Origin of the sequence: Chitinivorax sp. PXF-14 (assembly GCF_040812015.1) — a bacterium.
Taxonomy (GTDB): domain Bacteria; phylum Pseudomonadota; class Gammaproteobacteria; order Burkholderiales; family SCOH01; genus JBFNXJ01.
The window spans coordinates 114,753-132,754 of sequence record NZ_JBFNXJ010000013.1 but is presented as its reverse complement, the minus strand read 5'-3'; the positions used below and the strand labels follow the sequence as shown (position 1 = coordinate 132,754).

The 18,002-nt window shown below is 57.3% G+C and carries 22 protein-coding genes and 1 pseudogene; 21 read left to right on the top strand and 2 right to left on the bottom strand.

The window, feature by feature from the left end; all coding sequences use genetic code 11:
- Positions 1–36: 36 nt before the first annotated feature.
- Positions 37–285: a hypothetical protein gene (locus ABWL39_RS15805; protein ID WP_367793323.1), complete on the bottom strand. Its 249-nt coding sequence runs from the start codon at positions 283–285 to the stop codon at positions 37–39.
- A gap of 94 nt (positions 286–379) precedes the next feature.
- Between ABWL39_RS15805 and ABWL39_RS15800 the strand changes: the two genes are divergently transcribed.
- The 9 genes from ABWL39_RS15800 to ABWL39_RS15760 all read left to right on the top strand — a co-directional run bounded on the left by ABWL39_RS15800 (position 380) and on the right by ABWL39_RS15760 (position 6,393).
- Positions 380–1,411, top strand: coding sequence for a flagellar hook-length control protein FliK (locus ABWL39_RS15800; RefSeq protein WP_367793320.1), 1,032 nt, complete (start codon positions 380–382; stop codon positions 1,409–1,411).
- Between the two features lie 174 nt (positions 1,412–1,585).
- Positions 1,586–2,089, top strand: a complete 504-nt coding sequence (locus ABWL39_RS15795; RefSeq protein ID WP_367793317.1) for a flagellar basal body-associated FliL family protein — start codon at positions 1,586–1,588, stop codon at positions 2,087–2,089.
- Positions 2,090–2,097: 8 nt separating this feature from the next.
- Positions 2,098–3,096, top strand: a complete 999-nt coding sequence (gene fliM, locus ABWL39_RS15790) for a flagellar motor switch protein FliM (RefSeq protein WP_367793314.1) — start codon at positions 2,098–2,100, stop codon at positions 3,094–3,096.
- Positions 3,089–3,538, top strand: coding sequence for a flagellar motor switch protein FliN (gene fliN, locus ABWL39_RS15785; RefSeq protein WP_367793311.1), 450 nt, complete (start codon positions 3,089–3,091; stop codon positions 3,536–3,538). The genes fliM and fliN overlap by 8 nt, the downstream gene beginning before the upstream one ends.
- Positions 3,538–3,984 (top strand): flagellar biosynthetic protein FliO, encoded by a 447-nt coding sequence (gene fliO / locus ABWL39_RS15780; protein ID WP_367793308.1) that lies wholly within the window; start codon positions 3,538–3,540, stop codon positions 3,982–3,984. The genes fliN and fliO overlap by 1 nt, the downstream gene beginning before the upstream one ends.
- Positions 3,981–4,727: a flagellar type III secretion system pore protein FliP gene (fliP, locus tag ABWL39_RS15775; protein WP_367793305.1), complete on the top strand. Its 747-nt coding sequence runs from the start codon at positions 3,981–3,983 to the stop codon at positions 4,725–4,727. The genes fliO and fliP overlap by 4 nt, the downstream gene beginning before the upstream one ends.
- Before the next feature lie 124 nt (positions 4,728–4,851).
- Positions 4,852–5,121, top strand: coding sequence for a flagellar biosynthesis protein FliQ (fliQ, locus tag ABWL39_RS15770; RefSeq protein ID WP_367793302.1), 270 nt, complete (start codon positions 4,852–4,854; stop codon positions 5,119–5,121).
- A gap of 10 nt (positions 5,122–5,131) precedes the next feature.
- The gene (fliR, locus tag ABWL39_RS15765) at positions 5,132–5,923 is read left to right on the top strand and encodes a flagellar biosynthetic protein FliR (protein ID WP_367793299.1); all 792 of its coding nucleotides are present in this window, start codon (positions 5,132–5,134) and stop codon (positions 5,921–5,923) included.
- Between the two features lie 41 nt (positions 5,924–5,964).
- The gene (locus ABWL39_RS15760; RefSeq protein ID WP_367793296.1) at positions 5,965–6,393 is read left to right on the top strand and encodes a protein YgfX; all 429 of its coding nucleotides are present in this window, start codon (positions 5,965–5,967) and stop codon (positions 6,391–6,393) included.
- Between the two features lie 26 nt (positions 6,394–6,419).
- On the opposite strand, the gene nadB is transcribed toward ABWL39_RS15760, so the two are convergent.
- Positions 6,420–7,988 carry an L-aspartate oxidase gene (nadB, locus tag ABWL39_RS15755; RefSeq protein WP_367793413.1) on the bottom strand — a complete coding sequence of 523 codons (1,569 nt, stop codon included), beginning with the start codon at positions 7,986–7,988 and terminating at the stop codon, positions 6,420–6,422.
- A gap of 239 nt (positions 7,989–8,227) precedes the next feature.
- On the opposite strand from nadB, the gene rpoE reads away from it, so the two are divergent.
- From rpoE to recO, 12 genes and pseudogenes are all read left to right on the top strand, one after another.
- Positions 8,228–8,830, top strand: a complete 603-nt coding sequence (gene rpoE / locus ABWL39_RS15750; protein ID WP_367793293.1) for an RNA polymerase sigma factor RpoE — start codon at positions 8,228–8,230, stop codon at positions 8,828–8,830.
- Positions 8,831–8,835: 5 nt separating this feature from the next.
- Complete coding sequence (locus ABWL39_RS15745) at positions 8,836–9,345, top strand: sigma-E factor negative regulatory protein (RefSeq protein ID WP_367793290.1); 510 nt, start codon at positions 8,836–8,838, stop codon at positions 9,343–9,345.
- A gap of 4 nt (positions 9,346–9,349) precedes the next feature.
- Positions 9,350–10,357 carry a MucB/RseB C-terminal domain-containing protein gene (locus tag ABWL39_RS15740; protein WP_367793287.1) on the top strand — a complete coding sequence of 336 codons (1,008 nt, stop codon included), beginning with the start codon at positions 9,350–9,352 and terminating at the stop codon, positions 10,355–10,357.
- An 83-nt stretch (positions 10,358–10,440) separates the two neighbouring features.
- Positions 10,441–11,838 (top strand): DegQ family serine endoprotease, encoded by a 1,398-nt coding sequence (locus ABWL39_RS15735; protein WP_367793284.1) that lies wholly within the window; start codon positions 10,441–10,443, stop codon positions 11,836–11,838.
- The gene (locus ABWL39_RS15730) at positions 11,831–12,079 is read left to right on the top strand and encodes a glutaredoxin family protein (RefSeq protein WP_367793281.1); all 249 of its coding nucleotides are present in this window, start codon (positions 11,831–11,833) and stop codon (positions 12,077–12,079) included. Before ABWL39_RS15735 ends, ABWL39_RS15730 begins: the two co-directional genes overlap by 8 nt.
- A gap of 61 nt (positions 12,080–12,140) precedes the next feature.
- Positions 12,141–13,934 (top strand): translation elongation factor 4, encoded by a 1,794-nt coding sequence (gene lepA, locus ABWL39_RS15725; protein ID WP_367793278.1) that lies wholly within the window; start codon positions 12,141–12,143, stop codon positions 13,932–13,934.
- Positions 13,935–14,900: a signal peptidase I gene (gene lepB, locus ABWL39_RS15720; RefSeq protein WP_367793275.1), complete on the top strand. Its 966-nt coding sequence runs from the start codon at positions 13,935–13,937 to the stop codon at positions 14,898–14,900.
- An 18-nt stretch (positions 14,901–14,918) separates the two neighbouring features.
- Positions 14,919–15,293 (top strand): DUF4845 domain-containing protein, encoded by a 375-nt coding sequence (locus ABWL39_RS15715; RefSeq protein ID WP_367793272.1) that lies wholly within the window; start codon positions 14,919–14,921, stop codon positions 15,291–15,293.
- Between the two features lie 8 nt (positions 15,294–15,301).
- Positions 15,302–15,946 (top strand): annotated as a pseudogene (gene rnc / locus ABWL39_RS15710) (ribonuclease III); the annotation flags it as partial.
- A 32-nt stretch (positions 15,947–15,978) separates the two neighbouring features.
- Positions 15,979–16,869 carry a GTPase Era gene (gene era, locus ABWL39_RS15705; RefSeq protein ID WP_367793269.1) on the top strand — a complete coding sequence of 297 codons (891 nt, stop codon included), beginning with the start codon at positions 15,979–15,981 and terminating at the stop codon, positions 16,867–16,869.
- Positions 16,870–16,871: 2 nt separating this feature from the next.
- Entirely contained in the window at positions 16,872–17,201 is a 330-nt protein-coding gene (locus tag ABWL39_RS15700; RefSeq protein WP_367793266.1) for an antibiotic biosynthesis monooxygenase, read from the top strand.
- Positions 17,198–17,911, top strand: coding sequence for a DNA repair protein RecO (gene recO / locus ABWL39_RS15695; protein ID WP_367793263.1), 714 nt, complete (start codon positions 17,198–17,200; stop codon positions 17,909–17,911). Before ABWL39_RS15700 ends, recO begins: the two co-directional genes overlap by 4 nt.
- The last annotated feature ends 91 nt before the right edge of the window (positions 17,912–18,002 follow it).

Genomic DNA, 18,002 nt, shown 5'->3' with positions numbered 1-18,002 from the left:
TCCGCGACCTCTGATGCTTTGAGGGGGCGCGGTACTTCAATGTAGCTGGCGTGGGCTGATATCGCCGTAGGCTCTGCCATGTAGGCAGGCACCTAAGGCCAGCGCTTGTTCGGCGGTCAGTGTGTGTGGTTTGGCGAGGTAGCGTTGCGCCAGCCGCCCCTCGATTACCCTCGCGGTGCTCGCCTGTGTCGTTGCCGCCAGTTCGATGACGAGCGGGGCCAGCTCGGGACACTCAGCCTCGATCTTCATCAAGATTTCTGTTGGGATGCTGGTGATATTGCTCATTTGTATTAAATGCTGAAGTTATCTGGCCTGATTTTTGCTTGAAGTGTGTCCATGAATTGTGAGTATCGGACTCCGCTGGAGCAACTGAACGGCCATGAGTAATGGAATCAATCTAACCCCCATCAACCCGACTCCCATGCCGGCGAACCTGCCCGATAACGACTTGGCTGGGACGGCCAATACTGCCGATTTCGGCCAGTCTCTGCAACAGGCCATGGTTGGTAGGGTGGTGCAGGGAAGGGGTGAGCTGTCGCTGCGGGATTCGGACTCGGATGCCTCGAGTGATGTCGTTTCAGATGAATCGCCTGCTGCAGATGGTAAGGCCGAGACGCTGCTGCCGGACGCGTTGGGACTAGCCCAGAATCCAATGGCCGCGGCGATTGTGAATCTACACATGCAGCTGCAGAGGCCCGCCGAGAATCGTCAAGATGAGCATCCAGCCCAACAGGGGGGGGGGCTCCAGGCGATGTCTTTGGCGAGTCATTTGGTGGGTGAGCGAGGGGGGCTTTCTGTGGATCGACTGCTTGCCGACCCGGCAGAAACTGCCATCGGCGGCAAGAATTTGCCGCATTCGAACGACTTTTCTTCGGAATTGGCTGATGCGCTGACGCCTGCTCAAGGGGGGGCGTCGAGCCCGCTGGTGTCTCAGCTTGTGCCGCACACGTCGAACGGCCTTGGTCATGCGGCGTCGACATCGGCACCGGTTTCATTGCCGTTGGCAAGTTCGTTGTCTGATGGTCAAACCTGGTCAAAAGAGCTTGGCCATAACCTGATCTGGATGACAAACCAGAAGCAGCAGGTCGCCGAGATGCAGCTGAATCCGCCCAACCTGGGGCCGCTCGAGGTGCGGGTAACGATCCAGAATGACCAGGCAAATCTGATGTTCGTTTCGCCACATGCGGCTGTGCGTGACGTGATCGAGTCGGCTCTGCCCAGGCTTTCCAGCATGTTCGGTGAAAATGGTATCTCCATGGGGAGCGTGCTTGTTGGTGACCAGTCCATGGCACGGCAGCAACAGCAGCAACAGTCGCCTCGCCAGCGTTTTGCACGGCCGGAAGAGGTCAAGGATACGGAGTTGGGGTGGCGTAGGGGGGCGTTCGACCTGAATATCAGTATCCTGGCCTGAATTGAGTGGGCAATGCGAGATGATCGCCGCGAGCGTATTGTGAAAGTACTTAAACTCGGTTTTGGATATAATTGTTTTGCATTATCTTTTGGGGAATATGGTCGGGCCTGCTAAAGTTTGACTCAGGATCGCCGACTAACTGTTTACGCGCCCGAAGCGCATGGAAATTCAGGGATGGCCGAAGAAAAACCAAAAAGTAAGAAGATGTTGATCATCATCGTGGCGGTCGTGCTCGTCCTGCTGCTGGTCGTCGGCGGGGTCGTGGCGGCGCTGATGCTGTCCGGTAGCAGTGGGCACGGTGATCAGGAGGCGGGGCAGGAAGAGGTCGTCAAGAAGAAGGATAAAAAGAAGAAAAAGGACAAGGAAGCTGCTCCTGTCTTTGAGAAGCTTGAAGTCTTTACCGTCAATCTGGTCGGCGACAGCAACGAAATGCTGCAGACCGAGCTGAATGTCGAGCTTCACGATGAGCATATGAAAGAGACATTGAAGTCCTATATGCCGAAGATTCGCAACAATGTCATCCTGCTCTTGTCCTCCAAGAAGGCAGATGAGCTCAAGACCCCGCAGGGTAAGCAGAAGCTGATAGACGAATTGAAAAAGACCATCAATGAAGCAATGGGTGTAGACGAGGAGGAGGGCGTTCAGGGTGTGACATTGTCTTCGTTCATCCTGCAATGATCTGAGCCATGGCTGACGATATCCTTTCCCAGGAAGAAGTCGATGCGCTGCTGCGCGGTGTCACCGGTGAGGAGGATGCCGTTGAAGAGGCGGGCGATGCTTCGTCCGTGCGCAACTACGATATCGGTCGCCAGGAGCGCATCGTGCGTGGGCGTATGCCTACGCTGGAAATCATCAACGAGCGCTTTGCCCGCAATCTGCGCGTTGGGCTGTTCAACTTCATGCGGCGTAGTGCCGAGATTTCGGTTGGCCCGGTTCGCGTTGTCAAGTACAGCGAATTCATTCGCAACCTGGTGGTGCCGACCAACCTCAACCTGATCCACATGAAGCCGCTACGCGGCACCGCGCTATTCATCTTCGACCCGGATTTCGTGTTCCTGGTCGTCGATAATCTGTTCGGTTCCGACGGGCGCTACCATGTGCGGGTTGAAGGCCGCGACTTCACCGCGACCGAGCAGCGCATCATTCGACGTCTGCTTCAGGTGGTGTTCGACGAATACAAGAAATCCTGGGATCCGGTGTTCGAAGTCGACTTCGAGTATGTCCGCTCGGAGATGAATACCCAGTTTGCAAATATCGCGACGCCGACCGAAGTGGTCGTTGCCGCTACCTTCAAGATCGAGCTGGGCGCCGGTGGCGGCGATTTTCACGTCTGTTTTCCCTATGCTATGATCGAGCCGATTCGCGACCTGCTCTACAGCTCGATGCAGGCCGACCGTATGGAAGCGGACAATCGCTGGGTAAAGTTGTTGTCCCGCCAGGTTCAAGCGGCGGAGGTAGATCTGGTGGCTCACCTGGGCCATGCACCTGTCACGCTGGGGCAGATTCTCGACCTCAAGGTCGGGGATGTCATTTCATTGGAAATTCCGGAAGCAATCGTTGCCGAAGTGGACGGCGTGCCTGTGTTCGAGTGCAAATATGGCGTGAAGAATGGCCAGTATGCACTCAAGGTGAACAAGGTACTGGCAGGCGCGGACCAACTGGGTAGCGGAGAAGACCTTGGCTGAAGAACAGAATACGCAACCTGACGAAGAGCAGGGATTGGATGATTGGGCCGCCGCGCTGGCGGAGCAGGAGGCCGCGGACGCCGCGCGTGCTGCGGAACCTGGTGCATCGGATAGTCTGCCTGCCCCAGCCAATATATTTGAAAACTTTGATGCACCCATCGAAAAACGGCCCGATCTTCCGCCCAATTTCGACATGATCATGGATATCCCGGTCAACCTGACGGTTGAGCTGGGGCGCACCAAGATCGCCATTCGCAGCTTGTTGCAGCTCGCACAGGGCTCTGTCGTCGAGCTCGATGGCCTGGCGGGCGAGCCCATGGATGTGTTGGTAAACGGCTGCCTGATCGCGCAGGGTGAGGTGGTCGTCGTTAACGACAAGTTTGGTATCCGTCTGACGGATATTGTGACGCCGCAAGAGCGCATCCGGCGTCTGCACAAGTGATGCGGGGGCTGGTTCTCTTTGCCGCAGCGCTGCCTGCTGCAGCTTTCGCTGCTTCCCCTCCTCCTGTTGCGTCTCCTTCCACCAGCATTTTTCAGGTATTTCTTGGCTTGTTGCTGGTACTGGCGCTGATTGCTGCTTGTGCCTGGCTGCTGAAACGCATGACCCCCGGGGGGCTTTCCGGCGCGGCGGGCATGCGCGTTGTCGGTGGGTTGATGGTCGGGCCCAAGGAACGGATCGTGGTGGTCGAATTGGACAGCAATTGGCTGGTATTGGGGGTAACCGCTGCGCAGGTCTCCCTGTTGCACTCCATGCCCAAGCCGGAGGGGGCTGGTGATGCAGATCAACCCGGCGCAGTAGCCACGTTTCCCAAATGGCTGCAGGCTGCCTTGCAGAAGCGCAAGGCCGACGGACCGCTTTCTTCTCAATCGTCTGGGCAACACGAATGAAAGCCGTATTTCGTTGGCTAGGGTTGATTACACTGGTTGCCTTGCCTTGCCTGGCAATGGCTGCCGACAGCCTGCCTGCCATCAACAGCAGCCCTGCGCCTGGGGGCGGGCAGAATTACAGCCTGTCTGTACAGGCATTGCTGTTGATCACGTCGCTGACGTTCCTGCCGTCCATATTGCTGATGATGACTGCCTTTACCCGCATCGTCATCGTGTTGTCATTGATGCGCCAGGCGCTCGGTACGGCCACTACGCCGCCAAATCAGGTGCTGGTGGGCTTGTCGCTGTTCTTGACATTGTTTGTCATGTCGCCGGTTCTTGACAAAATCTATGTCGATGCCTATCAGCCGTTTGCCGAGGACAAGATCACCTTCAATCAGGCGCTGGATAAGGGTGCCCAGCCGCTGAAACAGTTCATGTTGCGCCAAACCCGGCAGAAGGATCTGGCCACGTTCATCGAGTTGTCCGGTAGCGCCAAGCCCAACGGGCCTGAGGATGTCAGCATGAAAACGCTGATCCCCGCCTATGTAACAAGCGAGTTGAAGACGGCGTTCCAAATAGGCTTTCTGGTGTTCCTGCCGTTCCTCATCATTGACCTGGTGGTGGCCAGCGTGCTGATGTCCATGGGGATGATGATGGTGTCACCGGTCATCATCTCGCTGCCATTCAAGCTCATGCTGTTTGTGCTAGTGGATGGATGGACGCTGCTGATGACATCGCTGGTACAGAGCTTTTATACCTGAGCGCCTGATCCGCCAACGCCATCGGCTACAATCAGGTAGCCACCTATGTGTTCTTGCCGGCACCCAGAGCCGTGGCGCGGCCATACCTCAGCGGATTCACACCAACTCGTAATACGGGGGATACATGACACCTGAAATGGTGATTACCATTGTTCAGCGCGCGATCGAAGTCATGTTGCTGATTGCCGCGCCGATGCTGATTACGGGCCTGGTGGTGGGGCTGTTGGTCAGCATCTTCCAGGCAGCCACGCAAATCAACGAGATGACGCTCTCCTTCATCCCCAAATTGCTGGGCACGTTCGCGGTCATGGTGGTGGCTGGCCCATGGATGCTGGAGCTGCTGACCGATTACACCATCCGTTTGTACACCAGCATTCCCAATCTGATCGGCTGACGCTGTCGGCATGGTGAGTTTTTCTTCCGGCGACCTGTCCACGCTACTGGCCATGTTCTTCTGGCCTTTCGTCAGGGTGCTCGCGCTTGTTGCTACCGATCCCATTTTCGGTTCACGAACCATCCCGGGGCAGGTGAAGATCGGTTTCTCCATCCTGCTTACCCTGGCAATCGCACCGGCATTGGCACCGATGCCTGCCGTCTCGCCGTTCTCAGCCTATGGGTTGCTTATCGTGGTGCAGCAGGTCGTCATCGGTATGGCCATGGGGTTGGTGATGCGTGTGGTCTTCACTGCAATCGAAATGGCGGGCCATCTTGCCGGTCTGCAGATGGGGCTGGGCTTTGCCATGTTTTTCGACCCCCAGCATGGGGCGCAGGTGCCTGTCGTGTCGCAGTTTGCGTCGCTGTTCGGGATATTGAGCTTCTTCGCCATGGATGGCCATCTGGTGGTGATTTCCACCTTGGTTGAGAGCTTCAGGCTATTGCCCGTGCAAATTACGCCGTTGGTGGCGGATGGTTTCAAGCTGCTGTTCCTCTGGGGGCAGCAGATATTCATTACCGGCCTCATGCTGTCTTTACCGGTTGTTGCTGCGCTGTTGATCACCAATTTGGCCATTGGCGTGATGACGCGTGCGGCGCCACAGTTCAATGTATTTGCGGTAGGGTTCCCGCTGACAATGTCGGTTGGTTTCTTGGTGCTGTACCTGACACTGCCATACTGGTCCGGCTCGCTGGGTGAGTTCTTCAGCGCTGGCATGGCGACGGCGCTGAGAATGCTGCGAACGTTTTCCCTGGGCTCATAGCAACAACGCTTGGTATCGGCAAGCTAGATGGTGCGTTACTGATGTCCGCTTATCCTCCACTCACCATTCGCATTGTGCGTTCGACCGTGCTCGGCGTGGGGTTCGTAGCCTCGCACCTGGTGGCGCTACTGGCCGTGTTGTTGACCGTGGCATTGCCGCTGTGGATACGGGCAGCCATCGGCTTGGCGGTGATACTGAGTCTTCTTCGTGCCTTGAGGGGATGGGCCCGGCACGATGCCCTTGCCGTCCTGGCGCTGGAGGTGTCTGTACGTGGCGAGTTGCGTGCGCTGTACCGTCAGCAATGGGTCGTGGCCGAGGTGCTCGATGGTTCGCTGGTGACGCCGGCCATCTGCTCCTTGCGCCTGCAGTTGCAGGATCAAACAAGGGTATGGGTCCTGCTGTTGCCTGACTCAGCGGATCAACATGAGTTGAGGCGGCTGCGCGTCTGGCTTCGGTGGCGTCGCAAATAAGGGGGCACATGCCCCCTTTGCCATGATTACGGGATGAGAACCGTATTGTGTACCTCGGGCGAGGTGTCGGGATAGTCCCGGCTGTAGTGCAGCCCACGGCTTTCGTGTCGCTGTTGTGCGCACTGGATGATCAGCTCGGCGGTCTGTACGAGATTGCGCAGCTCGATCAAATCGTTGCTGACGCGGAAATTACTGTAATACTCGTGAATTTCGTCCCGCAGCAGCTTGATGCGGTGCTGGGCCCTTTCCAGACGCTTGTTGGTGCGCACTATGCCGACGTAGTCCCACATGAAGCGTCGCAGCTCGTCCCAATTGTGAGCGATGACGACCTCTTCGTCGGGGTCGGTCACGCGGCTCTCGTCCCACTCCGGAATGGCAATGCGGGCAGGTGAGGGTGCGTGCAGGATGTCATCCGCCGCGGCTTTCCCCAGAATCATGCACTCGAGCAGCGAGTTGGAAGCCAGGCGGTTCGCCCCATGCAGCCCGGTGCACGCCACTTCGCCCACCGCGTACAGGCGTGGCAGGTCCGTCCTGCCCTTGAGGTCCGTCATCAGTCCGCCGCAGGTGTAGTGGGCTGCCGGCACGACGGGGATGGCTTGCTTGGTGATGTCGATGCCAAGGCTCAGGCAATGGCTGTAAATGGTGGGGAAGTGTTCCTGGATGAAATGGGCCGGCTTGTAGGAAATATCGAGAAATACACAGTCGAGGCCATGTCGTTTCATCTCGTAGTCGATGGCCCGGGCGACGATGTCGCGTGGAGCGAGCTCTGCCCGCTCATCGTGCTCCGGCATGAAGCGTGTGCCGTCGGGCAAGCGCAGGATGCCACCCTCGCCGCGTACCGCCTCCGAGATCAGGAATGACTTGGAGTGAGGGTGATACAGGCAGGTCGGGTGGAACTGGATGAATTCCATGTTCGCCGCCCGGCAGCCCGCACGCCAACCCATGGCAATGCCGTCGCCTGTGGCGATGTCCGGGTTGGTGGTGTAGAGATAGACCTTGCCAGCGCCGCCGGTGGCAAGCACCGTGTGGTCGGCTGAAATCAGGCACACACGGTCGGCCTTGCGGTCCAGTACGTAGACGCCGTGGCAGGCATTCTCCTCAAGGCCCAGCTTGCGCCCGGTCACCAGATCGACGGCGATATGCTCTTCGAGAACAGTGATGTTGGGGTGCGAGCGAATCTTGCCGGCCAGGGTCTTGATCACCGCATCCCCCGTGGCATCGGCCGCGTGGATGATACGCCGATGGCTGTGGCCGCCTTCGCGGGTCAGGTGAAAGCCGGTCTCGTGCTGTGCATCCTTGGTAAACGGCACGCCAAGGCGGATCAGCCATTCAATGGCGGACTTCGCGTTTTCGACAATGAACCGCGTGGTCGTTTCGTCGCACAGGCCGGCGCCCGCAACCAGTGTGTCCTGAATGTGGGCCTCGATGGAGTCGCGTGTGTCGAGTACGGCGGCGATCCCGCCCTGAGCCCAATTGCTGGACCCGTCCATCAGGCCTTTTTTGGTGACCAGCGCGACCTTGCGATGGTCCGCCAGATGCAGCGCCAGCGTCATGCCAGCGAGCCCGCTACCGATGATTGCTACGTCGAAGTGCATCCTGCTTGAACCCATGACGACAAAGCCCCAACTATATCACCAGCCTTGCCCGAAGGTCGCCTCGGGAGCTGGTTGACTGCAGATATGTCCGGCGATAAATGAACTATTCTTCACGCCGCCAGTCTGTTTGGCAAAATCGCGGTTTCCCGTGCGCGACAACGGCGGCTATACTTGGCCCGATTCGCATGCGAGATGGAACTTATACCTCGCGAACAACGACAAAATAGGGAGTGATGTGAATGGGCGATCGTGAGATCGACCAGCAATTGGTCGAGCGAGCCCAACAGGGTGACAAGCGAGCTTTTGAGCTGCTGGTCGGAAAATACCAGCGCAAGCTGGCGCGCCTGTTGTCTCGCTTCATTCGCGATCCGGCAGAGGTGGAAGATGTCACCCAGGAGGCCTTCATCAAGGCATACCGGGCGCTTCCAACGTTCCGCGGTGACAGTGCGTTCTATACGTGGCTGTATCGTATTGGCATCAATACGGCGAAGAATTATCTCGTTTCGATGGGGCGACGGGCTCCCGTCAGTGCGGACATTGGCGATGACGACGAAGGCGACGGGCCTGGGGCGGGTGAAAGGTTGCCGGATATGAATACGCCGGAAACCGAACTAATGAATCGACAGATAGTCGATACCGTGAATGAAGCCGTCGAGGCATTGCCTGACGAGCTACGCACCGCCATCACGCTGCGGGAGATGGAGGGGCTGAGTTATGAAGATATTGCATCGATTATGAATTGCCCGATCGGTACCGTCCGGTCGCGTATATTCCGCGCACGCGAGGCCATCGCCGTGCAATTGCGTCCTTTGCTCGATACCGGGAAAAACAAGAGGTGGTAGACAATATGAAAGACCAACTATCCCAACTGATGGACGGGGAACTTGACGATGTGGCGGTCAGCCATTTGCTGTCTTCGTTGAAGTCCGACCAAGAGCTTGCCGAGGATTGGCAGCTTTACCACCTGATCGGCGATTCCTTGCGACAGGACGCTCCTTTGTCTGCAGATTTTTCCTCTCGCTTCAGCGAGCGGCTCGCTGCGGAGCCGGTTATCTTTGCGCCCAAGGCTGTCAATCGCCGGGCCAGCGGCTTTTCGCGGCGCTACGTGGCGATGTCCGCAGCCGCATCCGTCATGGCGGTGGCTGCCGTCGGCTGGTTTGCCTTCAATCATGGCCGCCAGGGCGGAGATACGGTTGCCGTTGCGCCGATGATGGCCGCCAACGACCCCGCGTTGCGCCAGGTCGCTGTCTCCAACGGTGGCTATGATGCCATGCAGGATTATCTGGTCGCGCACCGTGAGTTTGCGGGGTTGCAGACCGCCGCATTGACTACCGCGCAAATGCATAAAGGGCATTGAATCCATGAAGGTGTGGGTGGGCTTTCTGCTGCTCTCGTTGGCAGCGGGCGGGGTGAGTGCTGCCGAAACGATCCTGCCGGCGTCTGAGGCTGGCGCGACGTTGAGGCGCGTTGCCAATGCCGTGCGCAAACATAACTATGTCGGTACCTACGTCTATCAGCACGATGGCGAGGTTGAAACCTTCAGGCTGGCACATTTGGTCGACGGCGACGATGAGTTGGAAAAGCGTGATTCGCTGGATGGCCCGATGCGTGAATTCGTGCGCAATAACGATCAGGTCAATTGCTACCTTCCTGATACGCCCAGCAATCCTGTTGAATTGCGCAAACGGGTCAGCATCAAGCTGTTTCCTGCCGTCCTGCCTGAAGAACCGAGTGAGTTGCTCAACTACTACCAGTTTCGCAAGCTCGACGCCGAGCGCGTGGCGGGTATCGACAGCGCTGTCTTGCTGATGGAGCCAAAGGACAATCTCCGCTATGGGCGGAAATTGTGGTTTGACCCGGCGTCCGGCTTGCTGTTGCGTTTCAGTGTCTTGAATTCCCGCCGCGAACCGGTCGAACAATTTTCGTTTACCCAAGTCAATGTCGGCACCCAGGTGGAGCGCAAGTCACTGAAGCCGCGCTTTGCCAACAAGGTGGCATTGAAGCCACAGGAGTTGGCTGGTACAGACAATGCTAAGGCTGATTCTGGCTATGAAATCAAGCCTTTGCCTCCTGGTTACCGGATGGTGCAGGAAGGGCGTCGGGTCATTGGCCAGCGCAATATCCAGGTTGCTCACCTGATGCTGAGTGATGGCCTGTCCGCCATGTCTGTTTTCGTCGAGCCACTGGCGAACGCGCCGAAATCGGTCAACATGATGATCAGCCATGGCGCCATCAACATCTACACACGCTTTACCGGCGACAGCCGAATCACTGCAGTGGGGGATGTACCCGAAGCAGCGTTGTTGATGGTGGGTAATTCGGTCGTCAGCAAATCGGCCAAACCAGGTGCCGCCACTGCTACCCAGTAAAGGATGGCTACGCTACCGCCTTTGCGTGGCGTTGCCGGCCAGCCAGTTCCAGATAAATTAATCAATCAAAGGGTATGACAATAATGAAGCAGTTGCTTGCCTCCTCGTTGTTGCTGTTGGCCTCTGTTGCCTCTGCCAGGGCTGCGTCGGCATTGCCGGACGTGGCCGGCCTGGTGGAGCGGGAAGGCACCGCCGTAGTCAATATCAGCACCACGCAGACCGTGGTCAATAATGGGGGGGCGCCCGGGTTGTCCGAGGATGACTCGCTTAACGAGTTGCTGCGCCGCTTTCAGCCACGCCAGCAGCCGCGCGAGTTTCAGGCGAAATCACTGGGGTCTGGTTTCATCATCAGTGGCGACGGCTACATCATGACCAACGCGCACGTGGTCGGAAATGCCGACGAGATTACCGTCAAGCTCACCGACAAGCGCGAATACAAGGCCAAGGTGATCGGTTCGGATGAGCGTACCGACGTTGCATTGATCAAGATCGAGGCCAAGAGTCTGCCGATCGTGCGGATGGGTGACCCGGAGCACCTGCGCGTTGGTGAGTGGGTCGTGGCCATCGGTTCCCCGTTTGGTTTCGACAACACGGTTACTTCCGGCATCGTGAGTGCCAAGGGGCGCTTCCTGCCGGACGAGAATTTTGTGCCGTTTATCCAGACGGATGCCGCCATCAACCCTGGCAATTCGGGCGGGCCGTTGTTTAACATGAATGGCGAAGTGGTCGGCATCAACTCGCAGATCTATAGCCGCACCGGTGGGTTCATGGGGCTCTCCTTCGCGATTCCGATCGATGTGGCGCTCGATGTCTCCAAGCAGCTCAAGGAAAAGGGCAAGGTGACGCGTGGCCGCCTCGGTGTGAATGTTCAGGAAATGTCGCGGGAGCTGGCCGAGTCTTTCGGTCTGGTCAAGCCTCAGGGAGCGCTGATCAGCGGCCTCGAGAAAGATGGCCCGGCCGACAAGGCTGGCATTCAGCCATCCGACATCATCACGAAGTTTGATGGCAAACCCGTCAATGCTGCCGGTGATCTGGTTCGGCTCGTGGCGGGCTCCAGGCCTGGCAATCAGGTTGCCGTCGAGGTGTGGCGCAACAAGGGCGTGAAGGCGTTGTCCGTGGTTGTCGGCGAGCTGCCGGAACAGCTGGATGGCAGCGCCAAGCGTTCGCGTAGCAAGCAGAATGCCAATGTCGGGCAGGTTGGCCTGTTAGTGGGAGAGTTGACCCCAGTACAGCGCAAGCAGCTGAATATCGAATATGGTCTGGTCGTTCAGGCAACTCACGGTGCTGCGGCCAAGGCCGGGGTACAAGCTGGCGACATCATTGTTGGTATTGGCAATCAGAACCTGACCAGCTACCAGCAATTGGCAAAAGCCATTGAAGACGGCAAGACCACCAATGCCATCCTGAATCTGCGAATTTTCCGTAGTGGCGGCTATCTGTTCGTGCCGCTGAAACTGTCGCAGAGCAAGGCCGATGACTAAGCCTTGCCTTACCGTTGTGTTCCGCGATTATTGCAGCCTGTGTCATGCCATGATCGCGGCGCTCGAGGCAAGGGCTGACCGCGGCTGCTTCGATATCAAGGTGGTGGATGTCGACAAGGACGAGGTCATGCTGGCGAAATGGGACGAGTTGGTGCCCGTGCTGCTTGCCGGTGATGTCGAGTTGTGTCATTACCACTTGGACGGGGCCGCGCTTGATGCGCATTTGGCCTCAATCGGGTAGAATTGAACATTGCCTCAACGTACAGGGCACGCAAGGCGTGCCCTTATTTTTTGCTCGACGTATGAACCATATCCGCAATTTCTCGATCATCGCTCACATCGATCACGGCAAGTCCACCTTGGCCGATCGCTTCATTCAATTCTGCGGTGGCCTCGAAGCCCGTGAAATGTCCGAACAGGTGCTTGACTCGATGGATATCGAGAAAGAGCGCGGCATTACCATCAAGGCGCAGACCGCTGCCCTGCAGTACAAGGCTCGTGATGGTCAGGTTTATGACCTGAACCTGATCGATACCCCTGGGCATGTCGACTTTTCCTACGAAGTCAGCCGCTCGCTGTCGGCATGCGAAGGTGCCCTGCTCGTGGTTGATGCATCGCAGGGGGTCGAGGCCCAGACCGTTGCCAACTGCTACACCGCGATTGAATTGGGTGTGGAAGTGGTGCCCGTGCTGAACAAGATCGACTTGCCGGCCGCCGACCCCGAGCGCGTGATTCAGGAAGTCGAGGACATCATCGGCATTGAAGCCGGCGATGCCGTGCGTGCTTCTGCCAAGAATGGCATCGGTATCGAGGACATCCTGGAGGCCGTGGTAGCCAAGGTGCCAGCACCGCAAGGCAATCCGGATGGCCCGCTCAAGGCCCTGATCATCGACTCCTGGTTTGACAATTACGTCGGTGTGGTCATGCTGGTGCGGGTCGTCGACGGCATGGTCAAGCCCAAGGACAAGCTGTTGTTCATGTCGACCAAGGCTCAGCACCTGTGCGAGCAGGTCGGCGTGTTTACCCCCAAGTCGCTGCAGCGTGACGCGCTCAAGGCGGGGGAGGTGGGCTTCATCATCGCAGGCATCAAGGAGCTGGCATCGGCGAAGGTCGGTGACACGATCACGCTGGCATCGCGGCCGGCTGCCGAGGCGCTGCCCGGCTTCAAGGAGGTCAAGTCTCAGGTATTTGCCGGCCTCTATCCCGTCGAATCCCACGATTACGATGCACTGCGCGACTCGCTCGAGAAACTGAAACTCAACGATGCTAGCCTACATTTCGAGCCCGAGGTGTCGCAGGCCTTGGGCTTTGGCTTCCGTTGCGGCTTCCTTGGTCTGCTGCATCTGGAGATCGTGCAGGAGCGGCTGGAGCGGGAATTCGACATGGACCTCATTACCACGGCACCAACCGTGGTTTACGAGGTGCTGCTCAAGGATGGCGACCTGATCGAAGTCGAGAATCCATCCAAGTTGCCCGATCTCTCGAAGATCCAGGAAATTCGCGAGCCCATCATCACCGCGACGATTCTGGTGCCGCAGGACTATGTCGGCTCGGTGATGACCCTGTGCAATCAGAAGCGTGGCGCCCAACGCAATATGCAGTACATGGGGCGTCAGGTGATGTTGACCTACGACATGCCGATGAATGAGGTTGTCATGGATTTCTTCGATAAGCTGAAATCCACGTCACGCGGTTATGCCTCGCTCGACTATGAGTTCAAGGAATTCCAGGCTGCTGATTTGGTGAAGCTCGACATTTTGGTCAACTCGGAGAAGGTCGATGCGTTGAGTTTGATCGTGCACCGCCAAACTTCGGTTTATCGTGGCCGCGAACTGGCGTCGAAGATGCGGGAACTGATTCCGCGTCAGATGTTCGATATCGCGGTTCAGGCTGCCATCGGCTCCAACATCATCTCGCGGGAGACGATCAAGGCGCTGCGCAAGAACGTGCTGGCGAAGTGCTACGGTGGCGATATCACGCGTAAGCGCAAGCTATTGGAAAAACAAAAGGCCGGTAAGAAGCGGATGAAGCAGGTGGGTAATGTGGAAATCCCACAGGAAGCATTCCTGGCCATTCTCCAGGTGAGTGACAAATAAATGAATTGGCTTTACTTTTTTGCCTTCATCACCGTGCTTGGTGGTGTGCTTGCCGCGGCAAATCGCCAGCCGGTTGTGCCCGGTGAGGAGCCGCCGGTGATTCTGCAGGCCGGCTATCTGGGGATCTTTGTCGGTATTTTTGGGTTGTTCGCCCAGTTCATGAGCCTGACCGCAGCCATGCTGCTGTTCGTTGTCGTGATTGGTGTAATGTCCTATGGTTACAAGCTGGTAGAAGCCAAAGCGGGCAGCCTGTCCGCTGCTCGTGTGCCGCTGGCCGTCGAGTATGCTCGCGACTTCTTTCCCATTCTGCTTGCGGTTTTCCTGCTGCGCTCGTTTCTGGTCGAGCCTTTCCAGATACCATCAAGCTCGATGCGCCCGGGGCTGATCGTTGGTGATTTCATCCTGGTGAACAAGTTTGCTTACGGCGTACGTACCCCTGTCATCAACAATGTCGTGCTGCCCGTCGGCGAGCCCAAGCGGGGTGACGTGATGGTGTTTCACTACCCGGAGGATGACAAGATCGATTACATCAAGCGGGTGGTGGGGCTGCCGGGCGACAAGGTTGAATACCGCAATAAGAAGCTGACCATCAATGGCAAGCCGATGGAACAGACGGAATCCGGCTCGTATCGCTATGCAGACAACGGTCTGGATGTGATCGATACCAAGCAATACACCGAGAATCTCAGCGACCATCCACACCCGGTCATTATCGACGAAACCAAGCCATCTATAATGACGATAGGCGTGAAGGATTTTCCCGGCCGTGATAACTGCGTCTATAGCGACGATGGTTTCACTTGCATGGTTCCCCAAGGCCATTACTTCATGATGGGCGACAATCGTGACAATTCTAGCGATAGCCGTTATTGGGGGTTTGTGCCCGAACGTAATATCGTAGGCAAGGCGTTTCTGATCTGGATGAATTTCCGTGATCTGAAGCGTGTTGGAACCTTGATTAATTAATAACCACAAGGGGGAGGTATGAAAAAACAACGTGGCTTGAGCCTGTTTGGGTTGTTGGTCATCGGTGCCTTGGTGGGGTTTTTTGTGCTGCTGGGCATCAAATGTGTTCCCGCTTATACAGAGTATTTTGGCGTAAAAAATGCCATCACCGCTTTGATCAAGGACTCAGCAAGTGCTCCTGCCCAGGAAATTCGAGCCGCTTTCGATAAGCGTGGGCTAATTGAGGGCTATAAGATTCGAGGAGATGAGCTCGATATCGATCAGACGCCCAACGGTACCACCATCGGTATCGAATACGATCGCGAAGTACCTGTCGCGGCCAACATCAGCCTGAAGATTCACTTCACCGTGAGTCAGTCGACGGCTGGCAAGTCAGCAGAGCAGGGGCAGTAATTCAATCGATGCATTTTCAGCGGCTGATCAAACTACTCGCACATGAATTTGCCAATGTCGCGTTGCTGCAGCAGGCGCTAACGCATCGCAGTTTTGGCAGCCCCAATAACGAGCGCCTGGAGTTTCTTGGTGACTCGGTGTTGAATTGTTGCGTGGCAAAGTTGTTGTATGAACGTTTCCCCAAGCTCAGCGAGGGCGAGCTGTCACGCGTGCGGGCCAGTTTGGTCAAGCAGCAGTCGCTCGCGGATATCGCACAGGTGTTGAGCCTTGGCGACTACCTCAAGCTTGGCGAAGGGGAGCTCAAGAGCGGTGGCTTCCGTCGCCCCTCGATCCTGGCGGACGCGCTGGAAGCCATTTTCGGCGCGGTATTGCTTGACTCGGGTTTTGATGCCGCATGCAAGGTCATTGCCGGCCTCTATACGCCAATCATCGAGTCGATCGACCCACTGTCGTTGAGCAAAGACCCCAAGACGCGCCTGCAGGAGTGGTTGCAGGGTCGGCGCATGAATTTACCGCAATATCAGCTGCTTGCCATGCAAGGTGAGGCGCATGATCAACGATTTGACGTTGAATGCCAGGTGCCAGAGTTGTCACTTCGTGCCGTTGGCAGCGGCGGTAGCCGTCGCGCGGCGGAGCAGGATGCCGCAAGGCAGATTTATGACATGATTGCTGCCCAGGGGCGAAAATGAGCGATACGCAGTTCCATTCCGGTTTTGTGGCGATTGTCGGTCGCCCCAATGTCGGCAAATCCACGTTGCTCAATCATCTGATCGGCCAGAAGATCAGCATCACCTCGCGCAAGGCTCAGACGACGCGCCATCGGGTAACGGGAATCCATACCGACGAGCATTCCCAGTTCGTCTTTGTCGATACCCCGGGTTTCCAGACCCGGCATCGCAATGCAATGAACGATGCACTTAACAAAAGCGTCAAGACCACGCTGGGTGACGTCGATGCCATCCTGTTTGTCGTCGAAGCATTGAAGTTCGGGCCTGCCGATGAAGAGGTATTGCAACTCTTGCCCAAGCACCGGCCCGTATGGCTGGTGATCAACAAGATCGACAAGCACGATAAGACCTTGCTGCTACCGTTCATGCAACAGATGGCAGAACGCTTCGATTTTGCCGGCATTGTGCCCGTCAGTGCGGAAAAGCATATCCAGATCGAGGCCTTGCTCGATGCGGTCAGGCCACATTTGCCGCAGGGCGATCCGATGTATCCAGAGGACCAGATCACCGACAGGAGCGAGCGTTTCCTGGCGGCGGAGATCATTCGCGAGAAGCTGTTCCGCTTGCTGGGAGAGGAGCTACCTTACTCTATCAATGTGGAAATCGAGAAATACGAGCAGGAGGGTGATCTGCGCCGTATTTTTGCCGCCATTCTGGTCGACAAGGCCAACCAGAAGGCCATCATCATTGGTAAGGGCGGGGAAAAGCTAAAACGGGTGTCGAGCGAAGCGCGCGTCGATATGGAGCAGATGTTCGAAGGGCGCGTCTACCTCGAGGTCTGGGTAAAGGTCCGGAGTGGATGGGCGGACGATATCCGTTTCCTCAAGCAATTGTCTGGCGAAGGGTGACCATGACTCGGCCTGATGGTCCGTATTACGCCGTGATCTTTACGTCCAAGCGCTGCGATGGTGACGATGGCTATGGTGCCATGGCTGAACGCATGCTGAGCTTGGCCGCACAGCAGCCCGGCTATCTGGGAATGGATAGCGCAAGAGGGACGGACGGTATCGGCATCACGGTCAGCTATTGGCAGGACGAGCAATCCATCGTGGCCTGGAAAGGCAATGTGGAACATCAACTCGCGCAAAAGCTTGGCCGCGAACGCTGGTACGAGTATTTCTCGGTACGCGTGGCGCGTGTCGAGCGGTCATACGATTTTCCCTTTCCGCCTCAGGCATGAGTGAAGCACGAAAGGTCGAAGCTCAGCCGGCGTTCGTGTTGCATGCCTACCCCTATCGCGAAACCAGCCTGATCATCGAGGTCTTCGCACGTGACCATGGTCGCCTAGCCATTGTTGCGCGCGGTGCACGGCGGCCCAAATCGGCCGTGCGCGGGGTGTTGATGGCCTTTCAGCCGCTATTGCTGTCGTGGTTTGGCAAGAGTGAACTGAAGACACTGCATTCCGCCGAGTGGCAGGGGGGTATGCCGCAGATGTCGGGTTTGCCGCTTATCTGCGGTTTCTATCTGAATGAGTTGCTGCTGAATCTGCTTGCCCGTGAAGACCCGCACGAGCAGCTGTTCGATCATTATGGCGAAACCCTCCGCAGCTTGTCGCAGGGGGCGCCTGTCGCACCAATCCTCAGGCGTTTCGAGCTACGTTTACTGGAGCAGCTTGGTTACGGGCTGGATCTGACCCACACTGCGGCTGGCCAGGCTATCGAGCCCGGCGAGTGCTACCGTTTCGAGCCCAGTGCCGGCCTGCTGCCAGGTGCGGCATCCGAGCCGGGGGCGGTCGCTGGTAGAACCCTGCTGGCAATGGCCGAGGATCGCCTCGATGACCCGGGCGTACTGGCGCAAAGCAAGGCCTTGATGCGTTCGCTGATCGGCCACCAGCTGGGAGATCGCCCCCTGCACACCCGCAGGCTACTGCGGGATCTCAACCAGCTATAATTGGCAATACAATTCCCCCCCAAAGGCTGCCAGGCAGGTAAGACGAACCGTCAACTGGTGGCGACCATGCAATATCGTTGTGCCAGTTGAA

What these genes read in the sequence shown, in the direction of transcription:
- ABWL39_RS15805 (WP_367793323.1), bottom strand. Translation starts at nt 285, where the DNA reads ATGAGCAATATCACCAGCATCCCAACAGAAATCTTGATGAAGATCGAG.
- ABWL39_RS15800 (WP_367793320.1), top strand. Translation starts at nt 380, where the DNA reads ATGAGTAATGGAATCAATCTAACCCCCATCAACCCGACTCCCATGCCG.
- ABWL39_RS15795 (WP_367793317.1), top strand. Translation starts at nt 1,586, where the DNA reads ATGGCCGAAGAAAAACCAAAAAGTAAGAAGATGTTGATCATCATCGTG.
- fliM (WP_367793314.1), top strand. Translation starts at nt 2,098, where the DNA reads ATGGCTGACGATATCCTTTCCCAGGAAGAAGTCGATGCGCTGCTGCGC.
- fliO (WP_367793308.1), top strand. Translation starts at nt 3,538, where the DNA reads ATGCGGGGGCTGGTTCTCTTTGCCGCAGCGCTGCCTGCTGCAGCTTTC.
- fliP (WP_367793305.1), top strand. Translation starts at nt 3,981, where the DNA reads ATGAAAGCCGTATTTCGTTGGCTAGGGTTGATTACACTGGTTGCCTTG.
- fliQ (WP_367793302.1), top strand. Translation starts at nt 4,852, where the DNA reads ATGACACCTGAAATGGTGATTACCATTGTTCAGCGCGCGATCGAAGTC.
- fliR (WP_367793299.1), top strand. Translation starts at nt 5,132, where the DNA reads ATGGTGAGTTTTTCTTCCGGCGACCTGTCCACGCTACTGGCCATGTTC.
- ABWL39_RS15760 (WP_367793296.1), top strand. Translation starts at nt 5,965, where the DNA reads ATGTCCGCTTATCCTCCACTCACCATTCGCATTGTGCGTTCGACCGTG.
- nadB (WP_367793413.1), bottom strand. Translation starts at nt 7,988, where the DNA reads ATGCACTTCGACGTAGCAATCATCGGTAGCGGGCTCGCTGGCATGACG.
- rpoE (WP_367793293.1), top strand. Translation starts at nt 8,228, where the DNA reads ATGGGCGATCGTGAGATCGACCAGCAATTGGTCGAGCGAGCCCAACAG.
- ABWL39_RS15745 (WP_367793290.1), top strand. Translation starts at nt 8,836, where the DNA reads ATGAAAGACCAACTATCCCAACTGATGGACGGGGAACTTGACGATGTG.
- ABWL39_RS15740 (WP_367793287.1), top strand. Translation starts at nt 9,350, where the DNA reads ATGAAGGTGTGGGTGGGCTTTCTGCTGCTCTCGTTGGCAGCGGGCGGG.
- ABWL39_RS15735 (WP_367793284.1), top strand. Translation starts at nt 10,441, where the DNA reads ATGAAGCAGTTGCTTGCCTCCTCGTTGTTGCTGTTGGCCTCTGTTGCC.
- ABWL39_RS15730 (WP_367793281.1), top strand. Translation starts at nt 11,831, where the DNA reads ATGACTAAGCCTTGCCTTACCGTTGTGTTCCGCGATTATTGCAGCCTG.
- lepA (WP_367793278.1), top strand. Translation starts at nt 12,141, where the DNA reads ATGAACCATATCCGCAATTTCTCGATCATCGCTCACATCGATCACGGC.
- lepB (WP_367793275.1), top strand. Translation starts at nt 13,935, where the DNA reads ATGAATTGGCTTTACTTTTTTGCCTTCATCACCGTGCTTGGTGGTGTG.
- ABWL39_RS15715 (WP_367793272.1), top strand. Translation starts at nt 14,919, where the DNA reads ATGAAAAAACAACGTGGCTTGAGCCTGTTTGGGTTGTTGGTCATCGGT.
- era (WP_367793269.1), top strand. Translation starts at nt 15,979, where the DNA reads ATGAGCGATACGCAGTTCCATTCCGGTTTTGTGGCGATTGTCGGTCGC.
- ABWL39_RS15700 (WP_367793266.1), top strand. Translation starts at nt 16,872, where the DNA reads ATGACTCGGCCTGATGGTCCGTATTACGCCGTGATCTTTACGTCCAAG.
- recO (WP_367793263.1), top strand. Translation starts at nt 17,198, where the DNA reads ATGAGTGAAGCACGAAAGGTCGAAGCTCAGCCGGCGTTCGTGTTGCAT.